This window comes from Pseudomonas sp. WS 5411 (assembly GCF_012985595.1).
GTDB lineage: Bacteria > Pseudomonadota > Gammaproteobacteria > Pseudomonadales > Pseudomonadaceae > Aquipseudomonas > Aquipseudomonas shahriarae.
In genome coordinates this window covers 191,797-211,648 of the sequence record NZ_JAARMC010000004.1, presented here as the reverse complement: position 1 = coordinate 211,648, position 19,852 = coordinate 191,797, and the positions used below count along the sequence as shown (strand labels likewise).

The window sequence follows — 19,852 nt, the reverse complement described above, 5'->3', positions numbered from 1 at the left end:
CGGGCAAAGATTTGACTCGCAAACCTTTAGGTAACGGATGGTGCATCGGAGCTCTCCCTAATACGAATCATTATCGCTATAGGGAGGGAAGACGGGCGACACGCCCATAACCGTAAAAATAGTTAAGTTTTGGGTGAAACCACCAGCAGGTAGTTCGTGTAGCGCTCGATTTTGAGTGGGAAGACCTTCTCCAACGTGGCCAAGCCCTCGTCCAAATGATCGAGTTGAAAGGTGCCGCTGACCTTGAGCGCGCCCAGACGCGGGTCTCGTATTATGAAAATTCCCGGCCGATAGCGTTCGACCTGCTCCAACACCTGCGCCAGTGGTGTCAGCTCAAATACCAAGCGACCCTGCTCCCACGCCAGACTCTTGTCGACATCCACACGCTGCTTGGCGCCCAGGCCGTCGGCACGTCCGGCAACGGTCTCGCCAACGCCCAGCGTCAGCGTGTCAGGTCCGTCGGTGACGGCCACACGGCCGCGGCGCACCGTGATATCAACGTGTTCGCCCTCACGGCGCACTGCGTAGATCGTACCCAGGGCCGTTGCGTTGAAGGCACCAGCCTGCACACTGAAGGGGCGCTGCGGGTCCGGCGTTACATTGAACAGGGCCTCGCCCTTGCGCAGGGTAATGCGCCGCCCATCGCCCGTGAGATTCACATCGACAGCGCTGTTGGCATTCAGGGTGATGTGCGAACCATCAGCAAGGACGACCTGTCGACGCTCACCGGTGCCGGTGTAATAGTCCGCATCCAATGCCATGCGTTGCATCCACGCCACGCCAAGACCGAGCACCAACGACGCCGCGATGCCCATCGCCCACATTCGCCGCGAAGACGGCCGTACTGCAGCAGGAGGCTCGGCCAGATACGCACTTAAACACCACACCCGCCGCGCCTCGACAAAAGCCCGCTGATGCTCCGGTGCCTGTTCGCACCACGCCCGTGCCTCTGCCCGATCAGAGGGCAGCGCCGAACCTGAGGTGAGGCGAATCACCCATGCATGGGCAGTGCGCTGAACCTCGGTAACGGACGGGGTGGTGTCGGGTAGATCGTGCATACCGGCTATCGTTGTAGGCATTGGCTGAGAAAGCCGAGCGCAATGGCTAATTGTTTTTCAACCGTACTGGTCGAGACTTGCAGTTGCAAAGCCACTTCTTTGTGGGGCAGGTTTTGTAGCCGACACAACGTAAATATTTGCTGGCACTGGGCAGGTAAACGGTGCAGGGCGTGGGCCATTGCCGCGAGATCTTGTTGTGCAACCACGACATCGAACAGCGCCGGGCTTTCACCTGTCACTTCGTAAAGATAGCCCATGCCTTCGTCGAGGTGCTCTCGGGTTTGCCTGCTGCGTGCATGATCAATGGCCAAGTTTCGAGCAATTTTAAAGATAAAACCGCGAAGATTGAGCACCGGCTTGCGCGGCGGCTGACGGAGCAGGCGGAGGTAGGTTTCCTGAGTCAGATCGGCCGCAGCCTCAGGATTTCGCAACTGGCGATGAAGAAACGAACGCAACTCGCTGGCATGGGCCCGGAAGGCCAGCTCAAGCTCGTCGGTGGTCATGCTCGACATTGGCAGGGGTCACGCAGCGGAAAGTCATGCACTTTAATGATAACGTTTCGTATTAACAATGTTTTTTTGGGGCTGCCATTTGAGTGGCCGGCTACTGAGAGTGGTGGCTTGGGGATGCAGGTGAGGCAGATGATCGGGCTGCGTTGGCGATCAGCTCGTAAGCGCCGCCAGATGCCTCATGCGTTATGGCATAAAACGACGACTGAATCGTGCGGCTCTTAATTTTAGTCCCACTCCTATTTGTTTCTTTTTTTACCCTGATAAGATTTTTCCTGAGAGGGCCTTCGCAAGTTTTCAGCATGATCTTGAATGCCGCCGCGTTCAACGAGCTCAGGGCGTTACGTTTAATTACGTTGGCGTCCGATGCTGCGTGCGCGCATCGGCTTGCTTCCAGGGGGGGCGTGCCTTGGAGTCCCGTACCCGGCTGGCATGGACGGCAGGAGGGTGGCCAGCCATTCGTGATTGAATGCGCGGCGCCAGGACAGTTAGTGTAAATACTTTATTTTGGGGGCGTCGGCTGGGAAAGTTTCTGTATATTTTTTGATGGTTTAGCGGCGGCTTGATCATGTTAAAGATTTTTGTGAGCATTTTAATTAGAGGCCATCACGGCTCTCGTGTTTTGTTTGGTGTCTTTGTCAAAGAGGAAATATCTTCAGGGTTACGACCACTATCGGTACCACGCATCCAATCAGGTGCTGCTTTCTTGAGCAAATTTAATTTTTCTTGAGTTGGATTGGATTCTTTAACTGCGAATTAAGGCTTTAGGTCACCACCTTCTTATGGTGGGTCTTTGGAGATTGGATTTTGTAGGTTTGGAAAGCCAGTGGAGGGGTTAGAGATTGCGCGCTTCTTCCTCGTTATTGGCCAAGCTTGAAACATGAATGATAGTGGAATCGACGAGGATGTCCTGGCGCAGCGACAAGTCTTTTATTGCAAGTAACCGTTGGTGGCTACAAGGGTTGCAGGGGCGAGCCTATACTGCTTCAGCAAGTGCAGGGCGCTTATGATCATCGGTTTCGTAAAGAGCTTCTTCCATGGTTGGATCGCTCAGGAATAACCAGTTCTGTGACGGATGAATAAGATGCATGGTCTCAATTTTATGCCGCCGCCGGCCTTGGGCTAGAAAGTCTCGATCAGCCCCAATAGGTCTGCCTAGGGCGTAACTATATCCATCTCGGCGAGGAAGCATTCGCGCCGTGTTTACTTGAATTTATCGGTGTGCTCACAATCATAAAATCTTATCTGGCTCATGGCTAACTCGGATCAGTTAGTTGTGCGTGTTTCGGCACGTCCTCGAACTTGATCGGGTTTTTTTTAGGGGGGGCTGTCACACTATTAGTTGCGGGATGAAGGGGGGGTGAGTGTTTGCACTAGAATGAAATTTCGCTGTAAAAAAGATGAATTTTCTACATTTCTTTTTCTTAGTTGTTAGGTAATATTTTTGAACTTGCTCGGTTTATCTCGCAAGTGCAGATTCATTTTGATTTTCCAAGTGTTTAAGCACTAATAACTATCCAGGAGCTAAAAAAGCATGCGTATTAATTCTTCTGTACAGACTCTTGTGGCGGCCTCTTTGCTGATGTCCAGCATTGGTGTTATGGCTGCACCGGTTCTGTCGAACGGTGGGACCGTGCATTTTAAAGGTGAAATTGTTAATGCTGCCTGCTCGGTCAGTGCCGACTCAGCGGACCAGACAGTAACATTGGGGCAGTACCGATCTGCGAAGTTCAAAGCGGTAGGCGACAAAACTGGATTGGTTCCTTTCACTATCAAGTTGCAGGATTGTGACAGTACAGTTTCTTCCAAGGCTTCTGTGGCCTTCACTGGTACCGTTGATGCTGCTGACCCTAGCGTGCTTGCTGTCAGCAATATCGGTGGCGGTTCGTCCGGTGCAGCCAGCGGTGTGGGTATTGAAATATCCGATAGTCAGGGGGCGGTGTTAGTGCCCAATGGCGGGATGTTCTCTGCGCCTCACAAGCTGAAAGATGGCGACAACGTGCTGGCTCTCAATGCGCGTTATAAGTCAACGCTTGCGGCAGTGACGCCGGGTGCGGCAGACGCAGACGCAACCTTTACCATGCAGTACGAGTAATGCTTCTGTAGCACACCGATACTAAGGACGACAGTGCTGCCAGGGAAGGTGGCAGGGCTAATCGCATCTGGGGGTTGTTTTTGAGTGCTAAACACCGCTATGCGCGGCTCTGTTCTGTCGTTCTTTGACTGCTGTTGCTAGCAACAAATACAACGTACTGATTAACGGTGGGGTTGTTCATATCTGTGGTGCAATTACGGCGCAAGCCTGCGATGTTTCGGCCGAGCGCGTCGTGCAAATTTCAGTATAGAGAGTGGTAAAAACTCTGCTGCCAGCGTCGGGCTGGCTAATTTTTGTAATGCCGGAAACGGCGTTGTGCCTAACGCTGCATCCGAGTCACTGGTTCTTCTGCGTGAGGGTGCGATGTTGTTTCGTTTTACTGCTCGTGAGATGAACGGCGGTAACGCGAATACCTGTACCTGGTTTGCTGTTTCGTACCAATGATCGCTACTGGGCAGGCGGTGTACTTGTTAATTTAAAAGGGGTTTTTGTGTTGATAAAGTACGCTTTACGCTTTCGCAATGTAACAGCTGGCTTAATTGTTGTATTCAGCTCCTTTTACACCTTAACGGCACAGGCTGGTGGTGTTGCGCTGGGTGCAACGCGAGTTGTTTATCCGGCCGGCGCCAAACAAGTATCGCTGGCGGTGAACAACAGCGACAAAAAAAATCGTTTCCTGGTTCAATCGTGGGTTGATGACGTTGCTGAGAAGAAATCGTCAGACTTTGTGGTGACGCCACCATTGTTTGTCAGTAAACCCAAAAGTGAGAATACCTTGCGCATCATGTATGTCGGCGCTGATTTGCCGAAAGACCGCGAAAGTGTATTTTGGCTAAACAGCAAGGCCATTCCTGCTGTTGAGCGTGACGATGTACAGGATAAGAACGTACTGCAGATTGCTATCTTGTCGCGGGTCAAGTTGTTTGTGCGGCCTGCCAATTTGCCTTCAACTGCTGCTGACGCACCTGGGCAATTGAAGTTCTCGCGTCAGGGCGAAGTGCTGAAGATTGAGAACCCATCGCCCTATTATGTTTCGCTCGTCAGTCTGGCGATCGGTACGCGTAACTTGCCAAATACTATGGTTCCGCCGATGAGCAACAGTAGTGTGTCGATTCCAGACAGTGCTTCAGGAGCTGTCAGTTACCAAACAGTAAATGATTACGGCGCCATCACGCCTGTCACAACGGTGCCATTGAAGTAATAAGTTTGAATTACATTGCCGCTTAATATTTTCACATGCTCAAGTAAATGATTTTCCATCGCTGCATGGAAACGTTTGAAAAGCGTCATGTTGCGCCGTGCTTTCAGGTGCTGGTAGGGGCTTATGCTAACGATTAATCTTAATAAATCTAAGTCTGCTGGCAGTGTTTTTTTTACGGTCAGCTTTTGCATGGCTTGCGTTGTCAGTACCGCCACGAAGGCAGAGGAGTTCTTTAACCCGGCCTTTCTGTCTGGTGACCCAAATGCGGTCGCCGACCTTTCGCGTTTCGAAAAAGGTGAAGGGCAGGCTCCGGGCAACTACCGCGTTGAAATCTATTTGAATGATGAATATATGTCCACCCAGAACCTGTCGTTTGGAGCGCGCCATCGTGCATCAGAAGGCGAAGCGCAGTTGGATGACTCTGGGTTGAGTGCCTGCATTACCCGTGAGCATTTAGAGCGTGTGGGTGTAAAAGTTGAATCATTGACCTTGTTGCAAGGCGCTCTGCCGGATAAGTGCATCGATCTGGCGGCAGCCATACCCCAGGCTGGGGCGCGGTTCGACTTTGAAGGTCAGCGTCTGTACATCAGCATCCCACAGGCTGCTCTGAAAAGTAATGCACGGGGCTACGTTTCACCCGATGAGTGGGATCATGGCATTAACGCATTGTTGCTGAACTACAACTTTACCGGCAGCAACACCCGTAACATTATGGGGGGGGGCAGCGCCAACTACGGTTTTCTGGGGCTGGACAGCGGTGTTAACTTGGGTGCCTGGCGTTTCCGTAACACGTCCAGCTTGATCTACAGCAACGGCTATGGACGCGGCACTAACGAATGGCAGAACATCAGTACCTATGCGCAACGCACGATTGCACCCCTGAAGTCAGAACTGACGTTAGGTGATAGCTCTACCCCGAGTGATGTTTTCAACAGCTTGGGGTTTCGCGGCGCTCAATTGGCTTCAGATGACAACATGCTGGCGGACAGTTTGCGCGGGTTTGCACCTACCGTGAGAGGGATTGCCAACAGTAATGCCAAAATCACCATCAAACAAAATGGCTATGTCATTTATCAAACCTACGTCGCGCCAGGACCTTTTGAAATTAGTGATCTTTACCCTACCTCTAGCAGCGGGGACTTGAAAGTTACGGTGACCGAAGCTGATAGCTCGGAAAATACTTTCACTGTGGCCTACTCGGGAGTGCCAGTGCTGCAACGTGAAGGGCGGGTAAAGTATGCGCTGACGGTGGGGCAGTATCGCAGTAACACGATAGAACAGGGTAAACCAGGTTTTGGCCAAGGTACTGTTATCTGGGGCGGCCCGCATGGCATCACGCTTTATGGTGGCTCGCAACTCGCCAACAATTACACTGCCTTCGCCGTTGGGTCGGGGGTTAACCTGGGGACATGGGGTGCAGTGTCGGCAGATTTGACCCAGGCGAATAGCGTGCTCGCCGATGACAGTCGGCATCAGGGGCAATCGTTGCGCTTCTTGTATGCCAAGTCGCTAAACCAGTTGGGCACAAACTTTCAATTGCTGGGCTATCGCTTTTCAACCCAAGGTTTTTATACGCTGGATGATACCAGTTACCGCCAAATGAGCGGGTACAAGTTGGATGCTCAAGATGGGCCGGTGGAGGTAAAACCGACCTACCAGGATTACTTCAACCTCAATTACACCCGCAAAGGCCATACGCAAGTGAGCGTCACCCAGCAATTGGGGAATAATGGCTCGTTATTCCTGAGCGGCAGCCGTCAGTCCTACTGGAACAGCAACAAAACCGATGATCTATGGCAGTTGGGATATAGCGGTTTTTGGCGCGATATCAATTACAACGTGACGTATAGCTACAATAAAAGCGCGAACATGGGCGGTTCGGATAACCAGTTATCGTTGAACTTGTCTTTTCCGTTGGGTGACTGGCTGTCCAAGGGCGGCAAGAGCACCGACATTACCAGCTCCCGAAACACGATGTACGGCACCTATTCGGCTAATACCGATACGCACGGTCAGATGACCCAGCGTGCAGGTGTAAGTGGTACCGCAACGGCGGATAACAACCTGAATTACAGCGTACAACAAGGTTACGGTGACCAGGGGGGCGCAAGCGGAAGTGCGAATCTGCGCTATCAGGGCGGCTATGGCAACGGTTCTGCCGGTTACAGCTACAACCGAAACTACCAGCAAGTCACCGTTGGGTTGAGCGGCGGTTTAGTAGGCCACGCCAACGGCGTGACCTTCAGCCAGCCATTGGGGGATACCAACGTGTTGATCAAGGCGCCAGGCGCCACTGGAGTCAAGATTGAAAACGCGACCGGCGTCAGGACCGACTGGCGTGGCTACGCGGTGATGCCTTATGCAACCACCTATCACACCAATCGAATCGCACTGGATACCACCTCGCTCAAAGACAATGCCGATCTGGACGAACCCGTCATGAACGTAGTGCCTACCCGCGGTGCACTGGTAAGGGCCGAGTTCATCACGCGCGTCGGTGTAAGAGCACTGGTGACTCTGGTGCAAACCAACGGCCAACCTGTGCCGTTCGGTTCTACCGTTGAACGGCAGGACGGCAAAGGCGGCAGCATCGTCGGTGAAAACGGTCAGGTTTATCTGGCGGGCTTGCCGCTCACGGGAGACTTGTCTGTGAGCTGGGGGCCGGGAACACGTCAGGCGTGTCACGCCCGCTATCAGTTACCCAAAAGCAGCGAAGGCAACGTCGTCAGTTACGCCAAAGTAGAGTGCCAGTGATGGTGGGGAGTAGGGTGATAATCATGTTAAGCAGAGCGATTGGACTGTTGCTAATACTCAGTAGCGTCCCGGCAATGGCCGATTGCACTGGCTGCAATCAAACAATCAATTTGACGCTGACTGAAACATTGGACAGCCATGCCAACAAGCCAGGGCAAACGAAGATCTCGTCAACATTTACCGTAAATGCTTTTGATCCTGAGATGCCGAGTGGTAGTACTTCATTCACAAAACTCGATAGTACTAGGCCGGCTTACGGCACCGCCCCTAATGAGTGGGTTTATCAGCCCGTGGATGATTATCTCTCTGTTGCTGTTCGCCTCCGCCAGACTTGCGGATATATTTATGCCCCATTCAATCGGAAAGTTTGGCAATCCTCAACCTGTCAGCCTGGTCCAACACTCAGTAGGTGGGATCCCACAACTTGGGAAAGCTCAGTTAAAATTACGAAAAAAATGATAGGGGGCGTTTATCGGAAAAACCTGTTGTTAGGTACTTGGGGGGCCTGTAGTGGTATTAATTGTGATGCTCAAACTTTAGTTTATGCGAAAGTATATTTGAACTATAGCATTACCGTCCCTGAAAATTGCGTGCTCGATACGACTGACCTCGTGACAGTGGATTTTCCCAACAGCATCTCCACTGGAGCGTTCACAACGGCCGGTGCCAAGGCAGAGGGGGTTCGTCCCGAGGTTCGATCCATTGCCCTGCAGTGCAGCAATATCAAGCAGCAGGCCAGCCTGACGATGCGTGTTCAAGCTGATGACGTCAGTGGCGATGCCATTGTCTCGACTAATCCGGACGTCGGCTTCGTGGTCACCGACAAGAGCGAAAAGCACCTGAGACCGAACTCGTTCAACAGCTTAATTCCATTTAATCTGGACAACAACGGTAGCGCTAACGTCACCATCAAAGTCTTTCCGGTCAGTGTTACCGGGAAACCACCTGCGGAGGGGCCTGTTACCTCGCGGGCGTATCTTCGGGTTGACTATCAATAACAGGAGGCTGCTATGCGAACATTAAATCGGCAGCTGGGTTTGTGGCTTCTATTGTTGTCCGGCTTTTCGAGCGTGACACAAGCAGAGTTGGCCAGGATTAACTTACTTATAACCGCAAAGTTAGTGGCCGCGAGCTGTGAGGTGAGTGTCGGTTCAGACAATCAGTATGTATATATGGGCACTTGGGCTGTGCGGCAATCCACCAGTACATTGCCAACAATGCCTGCGGCACGCTTTGTGATTAACCTGGAAAATTGCAACGGTCTGAAGAAGGGTATCTCAGTCACCTTTAGTGGCGCCGCAAACCCGACTGACCCGAGGCTGCTGGCTCTCAGCGGGAACGGCTCGGCGAAAAATGTCGCGATTGCCCTTTTGGATCAGAACCGCACTCTCCTGCCACTCGGGCAAACCATCTTAGCGGCGGCTGCGCCTGTAAAGGGGAGCCGCACTGCCGCGCTGGTATTCTTCAGTCAGTATCGCGCAACCGGCCCGGTGACGCCGGGGAAGGGAGATGCCGACGCAACCTTTAAGTTGACTTATGAGTAGTCGCGGGCGCGTACTGGGGGGGTTGCCTGCGTCGCACTTCTTTTCACGCCTGACGGAGTATGGAATGCTGGAAGACCTGCTGTTTCAGCCGTTTCATGAACGTGCGGCTCCTGTAGGATCAGGGGTATTGCTTCAATCTTTCACTCAACATTCTTCCCGAGTAACTAGGCCACGAACCGCATAGTAGGGCCATTACTGTCTACACCCTGGCTATATGACGTGCGCGCCAGATAGGTCGACACGGTCGTTGCGCATCCTGATCGTCGACAACTACGCCACGCACAAATATCCATAAGTGAAGGCCAGGCTTGAGAAGCAGAAACGCTTTCACACGGATCTCCAGTTCGTGGATGAGCATGGTTGAACGCTTCTTTCGCTCGATATGTCTGGAACTCCAAAGAGGAAGATGTTTTGTGCGAGATACTGCGGGTTCGTGAGGCAATAGGGTTCCAAACATAAACAATGTTGTTTGTGAGTTCATTTAATTACTGCAGGTGGGCGTAATTGTGCGCTTTTGCTTTAAGTAGGTTGTAAGTTATTTGCATGACTTTATAGTTGATATGCATTTAATTTGTGGTGCTAGACGTTAAAGATGTGTGAGTTTTACTTTTCCATTTGCTATGGCGCAAACAGCTGAGGCATCTCGGGTGATCACGGTGTTGGAGCAAGTCAACGAAAAAATGGGGCCGTGGCACGCTGTATTCAGTCGGTGGGTCGGTGGAACCTAAGCAGGGTATGCGCCGTGAGAGAGTGAGTCGGAGCATCGCAGTGCGATTCATTTTTTCAGAGTGTTCCTATATGAAAATCGCGGCAACGACCAGATAATTATTGCTGAAAAAGACAAGAGCCCTCTTATTCGGAGTATTAAAAACTTCACAATTGCAACTGTTCGATGCCACCAATGACAACGTCATCTCGTTGCAGATTACCCAAATGACCATGGGCCGGCTTAGCCTGAGCGCTCTTGAACTGGTCAAGATTAGTGATGTTGTTGGCAGCGATGTGACTTCGGATAATTCTTTCCCAGCCTACGAGTAATTTGTTGTTCAGGCTGGAGCCCGCTATCCCTATCTTCGATCAACTTTTAGCGGCAGCATCCGTGTGGTATCGCGCACCTGCCAAACTCCGAATGTCGAGTCGGTACGGATGAGCCACGCCAATGGAATATCCACGAATGATGGGTTCTTATCCGTTTAAATCTTTCATACCTATATCGAATAAAATGTCGTAGGAGTACGGATGTATACAGCCTTGGTGGTAGATGAACACCCGTTTATACGCACGGCCGTGGTGATGCTGTTGTCGCAAGAACGGTTTGAGACGGTAGCCGAAACGAATAATGGTGCAGATGCCGTGCAACTGGCTCGCCAGCATCAACCGGATTTAATCGTGCTGGACATTGGCCTTCCAAAACTCGACGGCCTGGAAGTTATCCGCCGCATCAAAGCGTTGAAATTGGCCAGCAAAATCCTGGTACTCACTTCCCAACTGCCGACGTTTTATGCGTCGCGCTGCCGAAGCATGGGGGCCGACGGTTACATCTGTAAAGTGGATGAGCCACAAAAGTTCCGTGAAGCACTGACGACCGTCATGTCCGGCTATACGGTATTCCCCAGCCTGGAAACGGATTCGGTTCGTCGCGGTGACCAGGACGCCTCCGACCAGCACCTGATCAGTGCATTGTCAAACCGTGAGTTGGTGGTCCTGCAGCAACTGGCCAGAGGCATGAGCAATCTGCAAATCGGCGAGCTCATGCTGTTGAGCAACAAGAATATCAGCGCCTACAAAAAACGTTTGTTAAGCAAGCTCAAACTAACCTCGCAAGTAGGCTTGGCTGACTTCGCCAAACGAAATGCCCTTATCTGAATGAACGCATCTGTTCGTATGGGCATCCGTTCGGCTGTTTACTGATGGCCTGCCTTTGCTGGAGAACCCAGACCTGCAATAGCCCCCGGCTGCTTTCTTGCCGGGCCCGTTCCGAGCTGCGAGGCTGCCCAGTGCTTCCTGACCCCGGCCTCCCTGACGGGATGGCGGTACTCAATGCGAACTTCGGCGCTGAGGTTGTAGGTGGTTTGATAGCAGATCCTCCACCTCCTCACGACTAGGCGCGTAAGCCCCGGCATGTGAGCAAGACACCGACGCACAAGCAGCGGAGAACTCCAATCGTGCATGGGGCTCTTGGATGCCTAACAACTTCGAGGCGAGCCATCCGGCCATACTCGAATCGCCGGCACCCACCGTATCAGAGACCTCAACGGTGATCGCGGGCTGTTCAAACTTCAGGTCGCCGGCATACAGCACCATGCCTTTCGCTCCACGGGTGAAGAGAATCTGCGCACTAGCATTCATTGTCCGCAACGCTTGAAGCGCCTGTTCTTCGTTCAGTCCAGGGTATATCTGGCGAAGATCCTCATCCGAGAGCTTGATGATGTCTGCAAGCTCCACCATAGTCGGGAACGTCAGCTCGCGGTAGCGGGTGTCCATCAGGTTGCGCCAGTTCGGGTCATAGCTAATCAGCTTGTCTTCTTCCTTCACCCTTCTGGCCACCTCAACAAGTCTGTCCCCCAATGGCTGACGGGCAAGGCTGATACAGCTGAAGTGACAGAGTCGAGCCGCATCTAACCAACCTGCCGGGAGTTGGTCCACATCAAAAAGTAGATCGGCCTCGCCCGCAAAGAAATACCGAGGAGGGTGGCTTGAGGGCACGATCGCTACCAGAGGGTCAGCGTCAACTCTCTGGAGGAATCTCATGTCCAGGCCGGCAGCCTTCGATTGCTGTGCGAGCTCATCGCCCAATGAGTCGGTACTGATCGAGCCGGCAAATGCAGTGGGCACGCCGAGGCGGCTCATTGCGCGGGCCACGTTCCAGGGCGCGCCACCTGGATAGCCCTGCCACTGTCCGGGCGAGTGTTGAACCACGTCGGTCAGTGCTTCACCAAACACAATAACGCTCGGCAATTGCATATTCATCCTCTCTTGTATCGGGGACACTATCGTGCGTCACATCGATAGGCGCGGTCTCACCGCGCCTGTGTGATCGGTAGCGATGGGTGAAGACTTTCTCGGTTGAAGAGCGTCACGGCAGTAAGACGCCGGTACTCACTCGGGGTCTGATGCATTTCACGACGGAAGTGCCGATTGAAATTGGAGACGTTTTCGTAGCCAACCTCAAAGCAGATTTCGGCGACCGAGAGCTGTGTCTGGACGAGTAGCCGACATGCACGCTGGATGCGCAGCTTGCGCATCAGGTCTATGAATCCGTGGCCGGTGATTCGTTTGAAGAAGCGCGAAAAGCCTGCCTCGCTCATCCCAACGCGCTCGGCGATGACAGATAGTCTGACCTCGGATGTGAGCTCGTTGATCAGGTAGTCGAATGCCTGATTAATTCGCTCCGAGCTGCGTTCGTTCAATGAAGGTGAGTAGCAGGCGCTGGCCAATACCCGAATTTCGCGCTTTGGCGCCCTTGCCAGGGTGCCTAGCAGTTGCAGGAACATGATCAGGCGCTGTAGCCCCGTTACCTCGCCGATTTCCTCAAGCAGCAAAGCGGCCTCGACGGCCGTACCCCCAGTAAACTCGATTCCACGTTGTGCCAGCTCAAACAGTGTTTTCAACTCTAATAGTTCAGGCAGTGAACCTCGGAGGTCGAGCAGGGCGGCACCATCAAACTGCAGAACCACGTCGCGGCCTACGAGTTGTTCTCCCGGCGCGATATCTCCCATCCAATCATGGGGAAGACCAGGGCCAATCAGTGCGACATGTCCTGCGGTGAAGGGCCCGATGTAATCCCCAGCCAAAAGTTTGCCGCTTCCTTGTCGAATCAGGTGGATTTCATATTCCGGATGGTGGTTCCAACGGGCGAGGGAGTATGGATAGTCGTGCTCGTACCATCGAAAACTCTGATCGGGTTCAGGAAGGATGACCTCAAGATCGGCTGGTCGGTGCTCGAACAAAGCAGCGCGGTTATCAGGCATCTCGTGCCCCTTTTATAGTTGTTCTACGGATCGAATGCGCTAACCATACGCCGATCTCGCCTGAGACTGGTAGTCCATCTATTGCGGCATATTGATACTTTTTTGATTTCTGCTGGCTTCAAGTTTCTCGATCATAAAAGTATCAATTCGGCGTCCGGGATTCGTTTGAGAGCGGGTCGGGTAGGTGATTTAATCAAATCACCCACAACTGCAATGCGGTCTTGATCTGCTCACCAGTGGTGAACAACAACAATAATAGCTCCGGTCATCTGGCTTGGAGTGGAGAGCCCCATGAAGATTACGAATGCGCTAATTCTTTCTACTGGTCTGTCATTCGCCCTTGCTAGCCATGCCGCTGAGACGCTGACCATCGCGACGGTCAACAACGGTGACATGATTCGAATGCAGCGGCTATCCAAGGTCTTCGAGCAGCAGCATCCCGACATCAAACTGAACTGGGTCGTACTCGAAGAGAACGTTCTGCGTCAGCGCCTGACCACTGACATTGCCACTCAAGGTGGTCAGTTCGACGTGTTGACCATCGGCACCTACGAGACCCCAATGTGGGGTGCAAAGAACTGGCTGGAGCCGATGAAGAATCTCCCGGCCGACTACGACGTCGAGGATATCTTTCCTGCCGTACGCCAGGGTCTTTCCGTTAACGATACGCTCTACGCATTGCCGTTCTACGGCGAAAGCACCATCACGTACTACCGCACCGATCTGTTCAAGGCAGCAGGATTGACGATGCCAGCACAGCCGACCTGGTCGCAACTGGGCGAGTTCGCTGCCAAGCTCAATGATCCCTCGAAGGATCAGTACGGCATGTGCTTGCGTGGCAAAGCTGGCTGGGGCGAAAACATGGCCTTGCTTACCACGATGGCCAACGCCTTCGGGGCTCGCTGGTTCGATGAGAATTGGCAGCCTGAGTTCGATGGTCCTGAGTGGAAGGCAGCTGCGACGTTTTATGTTGATACCCTGAAGAAATACGGCCCTCCTGGAGTATCCAGTAACGGGTTCAACGAAACGCTGGCCCTTTTCAACAGTGGAAAATGCGCGATTTGGGTTGATGCAAGCGTGGCTGGATCTTTCACCACCGATAAGGAGCAGAGCCGGGTGGTGGACAGCGTAGGTTTCGCGCCAGCGCCTACCGAGGTTACCGACAAGGGGGCATCGTGGTTGTACGCCTGGTCATTGGCAATTCCTGCCACTTCCAAACACAAAGAGGCCGCCAAATCGTTTGTCACTTGGGCCACCTCCAAAGAGTACATCCAGCTAGTTACCGATAAGGATGGCATCACGAACGTACCGCCCGGTACACGCATCTCAACCTACAGTGACGCTTACCTCAAGGCCGCGCCATTTGCTCAGGTAACGTTGCAAATGATGAAGCACGCTGACCCGTCGCAGCCTTCAGCCAAACCTGTTCCGTACGTGGGCATCCAATATGTGGTGATCCCCGAGTTTCAGTCGATCGGCACATCTGTAGGCAAGCTTTTCTCCGCAGCATTGACAGGACAAATGTCGGTTGAGCAAGCGCTGGTTTCTGCCCATTCCACAACCAAGCGCGAGATGAAGCGTGCGGGCTATCCAAAAAATAAATAGCTCCTTACCTCCGCCGGCTTAGCGCCGGCGGCCACAGCCGCACAGGTAAATAATCATGAACACGTCCATTATTCGAGCCCGGCTTGCGGTCTCGGCCCCCTCACGCGCGCGCCGTTTGATCAATCCAGGATGGTTTCTGGTGTCGCCATCGGTTGCTCTTTTGTTGCTCTGGATGATCGTGCCGCTGGCCATGACCGTTTATTTTTCGGTGATTCGGTACAGCCTGCTCAATCCAGGCGAAAACGAGTTCGTTGGCCTGGAAAACTTTGCCTATTTCGTGACGGATTCGGGTTTTCTTCCAGGAGCGCTTAACACGTTGATATTGGTGGGCAGCGTGCTGCTGATCAGCGTGATTTTGGGTGTCTTGATTGCAGCCTTGCTTGAGGCAAGCGAGTTCTTTGGACGCGGCATCGTCAGGGTGCTGCTCATCTCGCCGTTTTTCATCATGCCGACCGTGGGTTCGCTGATCTTCAAGAACCTGATCTTCCACCCTGTCTCCGGGATACTCGCGGCCGTATGGAAGTTCTGCGGGGCACAGCCTGTCGATTGGCTAGCTCATTACCCACTCTTCTCGATCATTGTCATCGTTTCCTGGCAGTGGCTGCCTTTTGCGATCTTGTTGCTGATGACAGCCATGCAGTCGCTCGATCAAGAGCAGAAAGAGGCCGCCCGATTGGATGGGGCAGGTGCGCTGGCCATCTTCTGGCATTTGACTCTGCCACATTTGGCCAGGCCCATCGCGGTGGTGGTGATGATCGAGACGATTTTCCTGCTGTCGGTATTTGCAGAAATCTTCACCACGACAAATGGCGGACCTGGGTTCGCTTCAACCAACCTCGCCTATCTGATCTACAACCAGGCACTGGTGCAGTTCGATGTGGGCATGGCCTCGGCCGGTGGCCTGATTGCGGTGGTGATCGCCAACATCGCGGCGATTGTGCTGGTGCGCATGATTGGCAAGAACCTGACCGACAAAGCCTGAGGACAACGCCATGATGACGCTCAAACAATCCCGGTCCCTGCAAAGTGCACTGCTCGGCACCTTGGCCTGGGTCACTGCTTTGCTGTTGTTCTTTCCGATCTTTTGGATGGTGCTTACCAGTTTCAAGACTGAGATCGACGCCTTCGCGACGCCGCCACAGTTCATCTTCATACCTACGCTAGAGAATTACTTGCACATCCGGGAGCGCAGTGACTACTTCCACTTCGCGTTGAACTCGGTGCTGATTTCCTTCTCCGCTACAGCGTTGTGCATGCTGATCGCGGTGCCGGCGGCCTACTCGATGGCGTTCTATGAGACCAAGCGCACCAAGCAGACGCTGCTTTGGATGCTGTCGACCAAGATGCTTCCCCCAGTAGGGGTGCTCATGCCTATTTACCTTCTGGCGAAGGGGGCGGGGCTACTGGACACCCGGATCGCGCTGATCGTGATCTACACCCTGATCAACCTGCCCATCGTGGTGTGGATGATTTACACGTACTTCAAAGACATCCCCCGGGAGATTCTGGAGGCGGCCAGGCTGGACGGGGCGACCCTGGGGCAGGAGATGCTGCGCGTGCTGCTGCCCATCAGCAAGGGGGGGCTGGCGTCGACCATGCTGCTCTCGATGATTCTGTGCTGGAACGAGGCCTTCTGGTCGCTCAACCTGACGAGCTCCAGCGCGGCACCTCTGACCGCGCTGATCGCTTCCTACTCAAGCCCCGAGGGCCTGTTCTGGGCGAAGCTTTCTGCGGTCTCAACATTGGCCTGCGCACCTATCTTGATTTTCGGCTGGATCAGTCAGAAGCAATTGGTTCGTGGGTTGTCCTTCGGCGCCGTCAAATGACGACGTCGAAAATTCACTGATTTCGCGAAGGCTCCAATTTCATACAGGACTTTACGCATGGCCACTTTGAAAATAGAAAATCTCAAGAAAGGTTTCGAGGGACTGTCCATCATCAAGGGCATTGATCTCGAGGTTAAAGACAAGGAGTTTGTGGTGTTCGTAGGGCCGTCGGGGTGTGGCAAGTCGACCCTGTTGCGCCTGATTGCAGGTTTGGAAGACGTCACGAGCGGCACGATCGAGCTCGACGGCCGAGACATCACTGAGGTGACTCCTGCCAAACGAGACCTGGCCATGGTATTCCAAACCTATGCCCTGTATCCGCACATGACGGTACGCAAGAATTTGTCATTTGCCTTGGATCTGGCCGGTGAGAAGAGGCCGGATGTGGAAAGGAAAGTCGCCGAGGCCGCTAGGATTCTCGAACTTGGTTCGCTGCTCGACCGCAAGCCTAAGCAGTTGTCAGGTGGCCAGCGCCAACGAGTCGCTATTGGGCGTGCGATTGTCCGAAACCCCAAGATTTTTCTGTTCGATGAGCCGCTGTCCAACCTTGATGCTGCGCTGCGTGTACAGACGCGCTTGGAGCTATCCCGACTGCATAAGGAGCTGCAGGCGACCATGATCTACGTGACCCATGACCAGGTCGAAGCCATGACGCTCGCCACCAAGGTTGTTGTGCTTAACGCAGGGCGGATCGAGCAGATTGGTTCGCCGCTCGAGCTCTATCATCACCCTGCCAACCTGTTCGTTGCCGGCTTCCTCGGGACACCAAAAATGGGATTCTTGCAGGCGACTGTGCATGCCGTGCATGCATCGGGGGTAGAGGTTAGATTCGCCGCTGGAACCACTTTGCTCATTCCACGCAACAGCAGTGCGTTGTTGGTCGGTCAATCCGTGACGATCGGGATACGGCCGGAGCATTTGACCCTGGGCGTCGAAGGCCAGGTGCCGGTCACGACGGATGTCACCGAGCGCCTGGGTAGCGATACCTTCTGCCACGTAAATGTCGATTCGGGAGAAAGCCTGACGGTACGTGTCCAGGGGGATTGCGAAGTGCCGTACGCCGCCCGGCGTTATCTCACCCTCAATGTCGCTCATTGCCATCTGTTTGATGAGAGCGGTCTTTCGATAAGCCCTGCGGCATCACGCGTGGCCTGACTTTCATCAGGCGCGCTCTTTCGATGAAGCGCGCTACGAACCAAAAAGGTAGATTCAATGAAACGTCTCGAAGGTAAAAGCGCTTTGATCACTGGTTCCGCGCGCGGTATTGGACGCTCGTTTGCCCAGGCTTACATCGGTGAAGGCGCTACGGTCGCTATCGCCGACATCGATTTGGAAAGAGCTCAAGCGACGGCCTCCGAGCTGGGGCCGCAAGCTTACGCGGTGAAGATGGACGTCACCCGCCAGGCGTCCATTGATGCAGCAATCGCCGAGGTCGTTGCCCGCGCCGGAAAGCTGGACATCCTTGTGAACAATGCGGCGTTGTTCGATCTTGCACCGATCACCGAGATCACTCGGGAAAGCTACGACAAGCTTTTTGCAATCAATGTCAGCGGGACGCTGTTCACGCTTCAGGCAGCGGCGAAGCAGATGATCAGTCAGGGGCATGGTGGGAAGATCATCAACATGGCCAGCCAGGCGGGTCGCCGCGGTGAGGCGCTGGTAGGCGTCTACTGCGCCACCAAGGCGGCCGTCATCAGCCTTACGCAGTCTGCTGGACTCAACCTCATCAAGCACAAGATCAATGTCAATGCGATTGCCCCGGGGGTTGTCGATGGCGAACACTGGGACGGCGTCGACGCGCTCTTCGCCAAACACGAGAACCGACCTCTAGGTGAGAAGAAGCGGCTCGTCGGCCTTGAAGTTCCGTATGGGAGAATGGGGACGGCAGAGGATCTGGTAGGAATGGCAATTTTCCTGGCGGGCGCGGAGAGCGATTACATCGTCGCACAAACGTACAACGTTGATGGGGGGAACTGGATGAGCTGAGTGCTGGAGGATGTTCGGGTGACAGGAGGGCGGCACATGTTCTGATCACCCGGCGGTTCGATTCAGCTTCCTCGCGATTACACTGCCCGACTCTTGAGAGCCTGGCAGTGTGATCCACCGTCCGATTGTTGTGAATCGCCCCGGTCCGCCTTTTGTTGAGAGTAGTGCAGCGATTTTCATGGCGATGGTCTCTAAAGTGAAGAGTGAGAGACGACGCGTAGATCATGCTATGCCTGGATCACCAGCTTGGGTGATCCGATAGAGATATGGCTCCGCGACCTGGACTCCCACCAGGGACCCAATTTATTTATTGAATATAAATATCCGTTCTTTGATCCATTTTATAAGCTCTTCTGCACCCACAGATTGGGGCTTTCTTTTTTTAACTAGAAGACGAGCATAAATATTTTGGAATAGTGGGTGATCGATTGATCGAGTCACAAGATCTCCGCTGATCATATCGTTAAAGGCGGAAAATTCGCTCATCATCGTTACCGCATCTCCGCTCATCACATAACGTCGGAGGGCGGTGAGAGAGTTCGTTACCATGGCCGGTCGAATGGATAGATTTTCTGTATGGGTTACGAGCTGAATAACCTGGCCTAATCCGTATTGAAGCGGCATCACCGCTAGCGGGTAATGCAGTATCTCTTCGAGTTTCAGAGGTTCACTGAGATGCGTAAGCGGATGATCTGATCGCATGAGCAATCGAACAGGTTGCAGTGATGATGCGCGGTAAATGACTTCAGGATGCGCAGGTGGATTGTATGCGAGGCCAATATGGGCAGCGCTCTGAACTACTTCTTCCAGAACGCTCTTGACCGGAAGCACATCTAGACTGATGCGAATGCCAGGATAGGTGGCGGTAAAATCCCTCAAAACATTGTCTATCAGCAAGTCGATGAATCCCTCGCTGGTAACGATACGGACTTCACCCTCCCTTAACCCCTTCAATCCTCGCAAGCGGTCTTCAAGATGCTCTTGTTGTGCCTGGCAGCCACGCCAGAACTCCAGGAGAAGGTGGGCTGCTTCGGTAGGAACCACGCCACGTGCTTGCCTTTCGAACAATACAGTTTCCACTTCCTCTTCCAGAAGTTTGATTTGACGGGTAATAACTGAAGGTGCCGTGTTCAGGTTTTCGGCTGCCCCACGAATTGAACCGCTGGACAGAACCTCATAGAAATAGCGCATTCGGCGTTGATTCAGATCTCTCACAAAAAATCCTCCCCCCGCATGACCGTTGCTCTCAGAGCAACGATACCATCAAAAAGTTGCTATTGCTTGCCTTGCCATTCCGCCTGAA

16 protein-coding genes and 2 pseudogenes are annotated in these 19,852 nt (G+C 53.4%); 12 read left to right on the top strand and 6 right to left on the bottom strand.

Going from position 1 to position 19,852, the window contains the following annotated elements; genetic code table 11:
* Positions 1 to 122 precede the first annotated feature (122 nt).
* The 3 genes and pseudogenes from HBR93_RS10225 to HBR93_RS26940 all read right to left on the bottom strand — a co-directional run.
* Positions 123 to 1,058, bottom strand: coding sequence for a FecR family protein (locus HBR93_RS10225; RefSeq protein WP_169960243.1), 936 nt, complete (start codon positions 1,056 to 1,058; stop codon positions 123 to 125).
* Between the two features lie 5 nt (positions 1,059 to 1,063).
* On the bottom strand, positions 1,064 to 1,561 hold the full coding sequence (locus HBR93_RS10220) for an RNA polymerase sigma factor (RefSeq protein WP_225923810.1): 498 nt from the start codon (positions 1,559 to 1,561) through the stop codon (positions 1,064 to 1,066).
* An 886-nt stretch (positions 1,562 to 2,447) separates the two neighbouring features.
* Positions 2,448 to 2,821, bottom strand: a pseudogene (locus HBR93_RS26940) (IS5/IS1182 family transposase); the annotation flags it as partial.
* Between the two features lie 280 nt (positions 2,822 to 3,101).
* On the opposite strand from HBR93_RS26940, the gene fimA reads away from it, so the two are divergent.
* From fimA to HBR93_RS10185, 7 genes and pseudogenes are all read left to right on the top strand, one after another.
* Complete coding sequence (fimA, locus tag HBR93_RS10215) at positions 3,102 to 3,662, top strand: type 1 fimbrial major subunit FimA (protein WP_169960242.1); 561 nt, start codon at positions 3,102 to 3,104, stop codon at positions 3,660 to 3,662.
* Between the two features lie 424 nt (positions 3,663 to 4,086).
* Complete coding sequence (locus HBR93_RS10210; RefSeq protein ID WP_262377278.1) at positions 4,087 to 4,863, top strand: fimbria/pilus periplasmic chaperone; 777 nt, start codon at positions 4,087 to 4,089, stop codon at positions 4,861 to 4,863.
* A 123-nt stretch (positions 4,864 to 4,986) separates the two neighbouring features.
* Positions 4,987 to 7,617: a fimbrial biogenesis usher protein gene (locus HBR93_RS10205; RefSeq protein WP_169960241.1), complete on the top strand. Its 2,631-nt coding sequence runs from the start codon at positions 4,987 to 4,989 to the stop codon at positions 7,615 to 7,617.
* A 23-nt stretch (positions 7,618 to 7,640) separates the two neighbouring features.
* Positions 7,641 to 8,615, top strand: a complete 975-nt coding sequence (locus tag HBR93_RS10200; RefSeq protein WP_169960240.1) for a fimbrial protein — start codon at positions 7,641 to 7,643, stop codon at positions 8,613 to 8,615.
* A 12-nt stretch (positions 8,616 to 8,627) separates the two neighbouring features.
* Positions 8,628 to 9,161 carry a fimbrial protein gene (locus tag HBR93_RS10195; RefSeq protein WP_169960239.1) on the top strand — a complete coding sequence of 178 codons (534 nt, stop codon included), beginning with the start codon at positions 8,628 to 8,630 and terminating at the stop codon, positions 9,159 to 9,161.
* 256 nt (positions 9,162 to 9,417) lie between these two features.
* Positions 9,418 to 9,620, top strand: a pseudogene (locus HBR93_RS10190) (IS630 family transposase); the annotation flags it as partial.
* A 780-nt stretch (positions 9,621 to 10,400) separates the two neighbouring features.
* On the top strand, positions 10,401 to 11,027 hold the full coding sequence (locus HBR93_RS10185; RefSeq protein ID WP_169960238.1) for a response regulator transcription factor: 627 nt from the start codon (positions 10,401 to 10,403) through the stop codon (positions 11,025 to 11,027).
* 171 nt (positions 11,028 to 11,198) lie between these two features.
* Here HBR93_RS10185 and HBR93_RS10180 read toward each other — a convergent pair whose 3' ends face one another.
* Both HBR93_RS10180 and HBR93_RS10175 read right to left on the bottom strand, forming a co-directional pair.
* The gene (locus HBR93_RS10180) at positions 11,199 to 12,125 is read right to left on the bottom strand and encodes a carbohydrate kinase (protein WP_169960279.1); all 927 of its coding nucleotides are present in this window, start codon (positions 12,123 to 12,125) and stop codon (positions 11,199 to 11,201) included.
* 56 nt (positions 12,126 to 12,181) lie between these two features.
* Positions 12,182 to 13,132, bottom strand: a complete 951-nt coding sequence (locus tag HBR93_RS10175) for an AraC family transcriptional regulator (protein ID WP_169960237.1) — start codon at positions 13,130 to 13,132, stop codon at positions 12,182 to 12,184.
* Between the two features lie 291 nt (positions 13,133 to 13,423).
* Between HBR93_RS10175 and HBR93_RS10170 the strand changes: the two genes are divergently transcribed.
* Genes HBR93_RS10170 through HBR93_RS10150 form a run of 5 tightly spaced genes read left to right on the top strand, consistent with a single transcriptional unit; the run spans position 13,424 to position 18,549 of the window.
* Complete coding sequence (locus HBR93_RS10170) at positions 13,424 to 14,737, top strand: sugar ABC transporter substrate-binding protein (protein WP_169960236.1); 1,314 nt, start codon at positions 13,424 to 13,426, stop codon at positions 14,735 to 14,737.
* Positions 14,738 to 14,792: 55 nt separating this feature from the next.
* A complete protein-coding gene (locus HBR93_RS10165) occupies positions 14,793 to 15,719 on the top strand; it encodes a sugar ABC transporter permease (RefSeq protein ID WP_169960235.1) in 927 nt (308 codons plus the stop codon).
* A gap of 10 nt (positions 15,720 to 15,729) precedes the next feature.
* Positions 15,730 to 16,563 carry a carbohydrate ABC transporter permease gene (locus HBR93_RS10160; RefSeq protein ID WP_169960234.1) on the top strand — a complete coding sequence of 278 codons (834 nt, stop codon included), beginning with the start codon at positions 15,730 to 15,732 and terminating at the stop codon, positions 16,561 to 16,563.
* Positions 16,564 to 16,620: 57 nt separating this feature from the next.
* Positions 16,621 to 17,718, top strand: coding sequence for a sn-glycerol-3-phosphate ABC transporter ATP-binding protein UgpC (gene ugpC / locus HBR93_RS10155; protein ID WP_169960233.1), 1,098 nt, complete (start codon positions 16,621 to 16,623; stop codon positions 17,716 to 17,718).
* A 57-nt stretch (positions 17,719 to 17,775) separates the two neighbouring features.
* Positions 17,776 to 18,549: an L-iditol 2-dehydrogenase gene (locus HBR93_RS10150; protein ID WP_169960232.1), complete on the top strand. Its 774-nt coding sequence runs from the start codon at positions 17,776 to 17,778 to the stop codon at positions 18,547 to 18,549.
* Between the two features lie 303 nt (positions 18,550 to 18,852).
* On the opposite strand, the gene HBR93_RS10145 is transcribed toward HBR93_RS10150, so the two are convergent.
* A complete protein-coding gene (locus tag HBR93_RS10145; RefSeq protein WP_169960231.1) occupies positions 18,853 to 19,764 on the bottom strand; it encodes a LysR family transcriptional regulator in 912 nt (303 codons plus the stop codon).
* Positions 19,765 to 19,852: the final 88 nt, after the last annotated feature.